At 61.9% G+C, this 6,292-nt stretch carries 7 protein-coding genes; 5 read left to right on the top strand and 2 right to left on the bottom strand.

The features are described from left to right. Positions 1-51: 51 nt before the first annotated feature. The gene (locus tag V7D69_RS15005) at positions 52-333 is read right to left on the bottom strand and encodes a hypothetical protein (protein ID WP_333606198.1); all 282 of its coding nucleotides are present in this window, start codon (positions 331-333) and stop codon (positions 52-54) included. 429 nt (positions 334-762) lie between these two features. On the opposite strand from V7D69_RS15005, the gene rplJ reads away from it, so the two are divergent. The 4 genes from rplJ (at position 763) to V7D69_RS14985 (ending at position 3,296) form a co-directional block, all read left to right on the top strand. Continuing rightward, positions 763-1,275 (top strand): 50S ribosomal protein L10, encoded by a 513-nt coding sequence (gene rplJ / locus V7D69_RS15000; protein ID WP_324062306.1) that lies wholly within the window; start codon positions 763-765, stop codon positions 1,273-1,275. Between the two features lie 89 nt (positions 1,276-1,364). Next, positions 1,365-1,742 (top strand): 50S ribosomal protein L7/L12, encoded by a 378-nt coding sequence (rplL, locus tag V7D69_RS14995; RefSeq protein ID WP_324062307.1) that lies wholly within the window; start codon positions 1,365-1,367, stop codon positions 1,740-1,742. A gap of 155 nt (positions 1,743-1,897) precedes the next feature. Then, positions 1,898-2,821, top strand: coding sequence for a CHAD domain-containing protein (locus tag V7D69_RS14990; RefSeq protein ID WP_333606197.1), 924 nt, complete (start codon positions 1,898-1,900; stop codon positions 2,819-2,821). Between the two features lies 1 nt (position 2,822). Next, positions 2,823-3,296, top strand: a complete 474-nt coding sequence (locus tag V7D69_RS14985) for a CYTH domain-containing protein (protein WP_324062311.1) — start codon at positions 2,823-2,825, stop codon at positions 3,294-3,296. A 30-nt stretch (positions 3,297-3,326) separates the two neighbouring features. Here V7D69_RS14985 and V7D69_RS14980 read toward each other — a convergent pair whose 3' ends face one another. Beyond that, the gene (locus V7D69_RS14980) at positions 3,327-5,549 is read right to left on the bottom strand and encodes a putative bifunctional diguanylate cyclase/phosphodiesterase (RefSeq protein ID WP_333606196.1); all 2,223 of its coding nucleotides are present in this window, start codon (positions 5,547-5,549) and stop codon (positions 3,327-3,329) included. 227 nt (positions 5,550-5,776) lie between these two features. On the opposite strand from V7D69_RS14980, the gene V7D69_RS14975 reads away from it, so the two are divergent. Then, a partial coding sequence (locus V7D69_RS14975) for a ubiquinone/menaquinone biosynthesis methyltransferase (protein WP_333606195.1) occupies positions 5,777-6,292 on the top strand: 516 nt, incomplete at its 3' end.

Genomic DNA, 6,292 nt, shown 5'->3' with positions numbered 1-6,292 from the left:
ATTGACGGCTTTTGACTCCAGCCGTGGGTGCGGGGAATTTGTCCACGCCGCCTAGACCAAAAGGCTCACCAGGCTGCCCTTCTTGTGCGCGAGGTCCTGGGAATAAGCTTTGGCGATGGCCTGTGCCGCCGCTTGTCGCCAATCGAGCCGCAGCTGGGCCTCGGTCTCGTTTCCGTTGGCCGGGCGAGCGAAAAACAGCGGTCTGAAACCGCTGGCCTCCCGGGGGCCGAAATGCTTGGCGGGGTTGGAGGCATCGATCGTCATCGGCGCGGGTTTCGGATGAGCGACGCCGCCGATGGCAAAGGGTACGGGCTCGTAAGTGCCAGACTGCATGCGAACCGCCTCCTGGCTGTTCATGCCCCCGTCGAACTTTCAGGCTGGCACTGCCGGATTAACAAAGAGTTTCTACGATTATAGGTGCTATCTCGTAGATCAGGCGCCCGCTTGAGCGTCAGCCTTGACTCTGATGCCCCTTTGCCCCAATGGGCGCGGCCGAACGGCGGGACTCGCTTCCGTCGCTCATCCGTCCGAGACAGTTGGTGCTCCGGGAAATGCCGGCGCTTAATTTCCAGCCTAGACGGGGAACAGGAAAATTCCCGGCCCCTCGCTCTTTCAGAGTGTGGTGCCACTCTCGCGTTTCGGCGCGAAACTCCTTCCCCATCGAACGGACTCGCCCGTGGCGCACGGCCTTTTTAAGGTCTGGCCCACGGACTACGTAGCCGGCCGTGGGCGACCCCCGCGGCCATTGTGAAGGAGTAAGGCATGGATCGTTCGCAGAAAGCCGATACGGTCGCCCAGCTCAGCGCGGTCTTCAACGAGGTCGGCGTGGTGGTCATCACCCGCAACCTCGGCATGACGGTGGCTCAGTCCACCGAATTGCGTGGCAAGATCCGTGACGCCGGCGCGTCCTACAAGGTTGCGAAGAATCGTCTTGCCAAGCTTGCCATCGCGGATACCGACTATGCCGGTATTGGCGACTTCCTGACCGGCCCGACGGCCATCGCCACTTCGGTGGACCCCGTCGCTGCCGCCAAGGCCGTCGTCGATTTCGCCAAGACGACCGACAAGATCGAGATCGTCGGCGGCGCGATGGGCTCGCAGGTTCTGAACGCGGAAGGTATCAAGGCGCTTGCCTCGATGCCCTCGCTTGACGAACTGCGCGCCAAGCTCATCGGCCTCGTTCAGGCTCCGGCGACCAAGATCGCTCAGCTTTCGACCGCTCCGGCGGCCAAGCTGGCGCGCGTCTTTGCCGCCTATGCCGACAAGGCTGCCTGAGCTCGCACAGCCCAGCAATCCGATTCGGAACGATTTATCCCACCTCGGCATGAGGCCGCCGTGGGACCACAGATCAGGAGTGAAGTATCATGGCCGATATCGCCAAGCTTGTTGAAGAACTGTCGCAGCTGACCGTCCTTGAGGCGGCCGACCTCGCCAAGGCCCTGGAAGAAGCATGGGGCGTTTCCGCCGCTGCTGCCGTGGCCGTCGCCGCCCCCGCCGGTGGTGGCGAAGCCGCCGCTGCGGTTGAAGAGAAGACCGAGTTCGACGTCATCCTCACCGGTGACGGCGGCAAGAAGATCCAGGTCATCAAGGAAGTCCGCGCCATCACCGGCCTGGGCCTCGCTGAAGCCAAAGCTCTCGTCGAAGGCGCGCCCAAGCCCGTCAAGGAAGGCGTGAACAAGGCCGAGGCCGAGGACATCAAGAAGAAGATCGAAGAAGCCGGCGGCACGGTCGAGCTCAAGTAATCTTCTTTCCGGCCCTTGCCGGACGAAAAGACGAAGGAAGGGCGGCTCTTCGGGGCCGCCCTTTTCGTTTGTGCCGTCGCGCCCGAGTGGATATTGCATTTACGCGCGAAAGCTTGGCATGTCCGATCATCGCGGTCTGATGCCGGGAGGCGGAAATGGCCTACAGGTTTGCAGCGGGGGATCGTTCGGTGCAGCGGGCGGTACGCCGCATGGCGCGGGAACAGATCGAGGGCGCGCTGAAGGCGATCGCCACGGAAAACGCGGACAAAGCTACGCATGAAGTGCGCAAGACCTGCAAGAAGCTGCGGGCCCTGCTGCGCCTGATACGTCCGGTATTCGCTGATTACGCGCATGAGAATGCCAAGTTCCGCGATATTGCGCGCCTGCTGGCCGGTTCGCGGGAGGACAAGGTCATGCTTGACACGTTCGATCTCCTCGCGGCGGATGCCGCAGGTCCGGAAGATGTTCAGGCATTCGCCGCGTTCAGGCCGTCCTTTGCGCGTGACCTGGCTTATCCCATGCCGGGCAAGGCGGGCGCCGCGTCGTTGGATCAAGTCCGCAAGCGTCTGGAAGCTGAGCGCGAGGAGGTTGAGGGCTGGGTGCTTGAAGACGACGGCTGGGGCGCGATCGGCGTGGGCCTGCGCCGGATTCTGAAGCAGGGGCGCAAGGCGTCCCGGACGGTCATGCGGGAGCCGACCGCCCTGCATTATCACGAACTGCGCAAGCTGATGAAATATCATTGGTATCACACCCGCATGCTGTCTCCGATCTGGTCCCGTGCGATGGAGGCGCGGGCGGCGGAATTGAGCGACCTGGCCGATTTGCTGGGGCTGCATCATGACATCTGCGTGTTTGAGGGACGGTTGGGCTCGTCCCTGCCTCATGCCGAAAGTGCGGGAACCGCGCGCGTCATGCTCGGATTGGCCGATCGCCGGCGCATCGGTGTTGAGAGGGAGATCGGTCCCTTGGTCGCGCGCCTTCTGGCTCAGAAGCCGCGTCTTCTGAGCCGTCATTGGCGTGCCTTGTGGCGAATCTGGTATGACCCCGCCGATGCCGAAGCTGCGAGTGAAAGGCTCTAGGATGGGAATTGAAATCGAGCGCAAGTTCCTTGTCCAAGGCGACGACTGGCGGGCCCACGCGGTCGATGCGCAGCGTATCCGCCAGGCATATCTCTGCGTCGACAGTCCAGCCAGCGTGCGTGTCCGCATCGTCAATGAAGGCAGCGCGAAACTGACGGTCAAGGCCGAGTCAAACCCGGTCACGGGGGTTCTTTCGCGCGCCGAATTTGAATATGCGGTCCCCCTTGATGACGCGCTTGCGATGCTGGACCTGCGCGTTGGCGGAATTGTCGAGAAGGTGCGCCATTCCGTTCCCGCGGAGAACGGGCGAACATGGGAGGTTGACGAGTTTTCGGGCCCGCTGGCGGGTCTGGTTCTGGCCGAGATCGAACTGTCCAGGGCGGATGAGGAGATCGTGCTGCCTGGTTGGATCGATCGAGAGGTGACGGATGATCCGCACTATGGCAACGCAGCGCTGGCGCGACGCCTTGCCTGATGATGTCGTTCACCCCGAAAGCACGCCGCTTCAGGCCAGTTTGAGGACGACGTCCTGGGGTTCGAACAACGCGGCCGCTTCCGCGGCGGTCATCGGTCGGCCTGTGAGGAAGCCCTGGAACTCCGTGCATCCCGATCGGGTCAACCGGCGTCGCTGCTCCTCGGTTTCCACGCCTTCCGCGATCACTCCGAGACGGAAGGATCTCGCCAGTTCCACGATTGCGCTTACCAGCGCGTCGATTTCATCGCTCTCATTCAGGCCGTTTACGAAGGAACGGTCAATCTTGATCTTGTCCACCCGGAAGCGATGCAGCAGGCTGAGGCTGGAATAGCCCGTTCCGAAATCGTCGAGGACGATGGAAAAGCCCATGCGACGCAGGACCTCGAAGTTCTCCGCCGTGGCCGGACCATCACCCAGAAGCGCCGTTTCCGTCAGCTCGATTTCATAGCGTGTCGGATCCACGCCGGCCTTTGCGGCCAGTTGCATCACTTGCGCTGCGAAACCGGGCATGCGCATCTGGATCGCCGAGACATTGATCGCGACACGCAGTCGGCGCCAGCCGGCCGTTTCCTCGAACACCCGCCGCATCACAAATTCGCCGATCGTCGTAATCAGGCCGGTCTCTTCCGCCAGCGGTATGAACACTGACGGGGAAATCTCGCCAAGTTCGGGATGCTTCCAGCGCAGCAACGCCTCAACGGAGTGCACTTCGTCCTGAAGATCGACCTGCGGCTGATAGACCATGTGGAATGCGTCGTCCCGCAGGGATGCACGCATGCTTTCCTCCAGGACGCGGCGTGTCCTGAACGCTTCGTCCATGGAAGGTTCGAAGAAAACCATCCGCCCTCGTCCATCCCCTTTCGCTTGGTACAGTGCCATGTCGCCGCGCCGCAGCACGGCTGAGGGATCGATGGTCTCGCTGTCGATCAGCGCCACGCCGATCGAGCAGCCGACATCGATCTGGCCATAGTCGCAGTCGATCGGTTGCATCAGCAGTTCCAGGCAGCGCCGCGCCAGACGCTCCGCCGAGTGACGGTTCTTGACCGGACAGGCGAGAACGAACTCGTCGCCACCCAGCCGCGCGATAAGCGCGTCTTCGCCGGTTGTCGGGGCGGCGCGAAGGCGCTCTGCAACGGCCTTGAGCAAATGATCGCCGGCTTCGTGACCCAGCGTGTCGTTCACTTCCTTGAAGCGGTCGAGATCGATGCACAAGACCGCCAGCAGAGGCTTTTTACCGCCGATCGCCGCGAGCATCGCTGGCAGGCATTCGAACAGCATCGCTCGATTGGGGACCTGTGTAAGCTGATCGTGATAGGCCAGATGCATCGCCCGCTTTTCGCTCTGGATCAGCTTGTCCACCATCGCGCCGCTGCGTCTGACGAGGTTCCATCCGGCCAGACCCAGAAGAAGGACTGCGATCAGCATCGGGAACTTCAGTTTTTCGAAGAGGGTGATGCCCGGCCGGCGCGGTGTCCAGGCGAGCGCGGCGATTTCGTGGCCCGATGGCGAAAGGAGGGGGAAATAGGCTTTGCCCAGAAAGCGCGAACCCGCGCTCACGACTTCAAGATCGTCCACCAGATAGCGCGCGGCGAAAGTGCGCAGCAAAGCCGCGTCGATCGGCAGGGCGGTAATGGCCACCGGTGCGCGCGGACCTTTGGGAAGGATGCGACCCTGATCCGGCTGGATCAACGTGGCAATAACGATGTAGACGGTCTTTCCCACCTGGACGAGGCCATTGGCCTGGATAGGCCGGGTTACCGGGTCTCCGTCCTTGGTGGTGGGCCTGATGGGTGGGCGGCGATCCTCGGCGCGGCGTACCGGTACGAGCAAGCGGCGGGTTATCTCGGCGAATGGCCGGAATGCTTCCTTTCCTGCCCGCTTGCCGTTCACCGACGAATAGACCACGCCGCCTTTGCCATCGATGAAGAAGGTGCGCGTGAAGCCGTTGAAGGTGTAGAGCTGGTTGCCGAAGTTCACATCGGCAAATTCCGGGTCGAACCGGTGATCCAGCTTGGCGATGGCCTTGTCCCAGTCCGCTTGGGGGACGAGCAGGTCGTCGTACTGCTCGAGTTGGCGCTGAAAGCCCTGCTGGACCATGCTCTGTTCGCGTTCGGACGCAGTCCAGTCAAAGCAAGCGGTAAGGAACGCCACCAGCAACATCAGCAAGACCAGCTTGCCGAACGTCATGCATGCGATGGGCACCAGCAATTCGCGTCTTCGCGACTTTTCCGTGAGGCCAGGTTTGACGTTCAAATTCTCACCCGCTGCTGATGTCTCCCGCCAAGGCACAGGCGGGGACCGCGACGATAAGGGGCATCTACCTAAGGAAACCCTAAGGAGAACGGAGGATAATGGCGGGATCGTTCTCTTGGACGATGGAGCCGCAATTACCCGTTTCGATCCGGTATGATTGCGAGCGGCGACTGTATTCACCTCATCGCCCTTTGCCTGCGCGCAGATTGTGCTTAAAGCGCGCGTCCATGAGCGAAACCGTTTCCTTCGGCTACGAAGAAATCAACCCTAACGACAAGGAGCAGCGCGTCGGCGCCGTCTTCTCGTCCGTCGCGCGCAAGTACGACGTGATGAACGATGCGATGTCCGCTGGCATGCACCGGCTGTGGAAGGACAAGTTCGTCCGCCGCGTCAAACCGCAGGCAGGCGAACAGATCCTTGATATGGCGGGTGGCACCGGGGATATCGCTTTCCGCATGGTCCCTTCGGGCGCGGAGATCACCGTGTCGGATATCAATCAGGACATGCTCGACGTAGGTATCGAACGCGCGATGGAGCGGGGGATCGATGGCCTCGTCTGGTCGCGCCAGAATGCGGAGGAGCTGACTTTTCCCGATCGCTTCTTCGATGCTTACACAATCGCTTTCGGCATTCGCAACGTGACGCATATCGACCAGGCGCTGGCCGAAGCGTTCCGTGTGCTCAAGTATGGCGGGCGCTTTTTCTGCCTGGAGTTCTCGACCACGCAGTGGCCGGGCTTCAAG

The sequence above is a fragment of the Novosphingobium sp. genome (genome assembly GCF_036733805.1).
Taxonomy (GTDB): domain Bacteria; phylum Pseudomonadota; class Alphaproteobacteria; order Sphingomonadales; family Sphingomonadaceae; genus Novosphingobium.
Note: the sequence above shows the minus strand (reverse complement) of the source record. Positions and strands in the feature narration are given on the sequence as shown.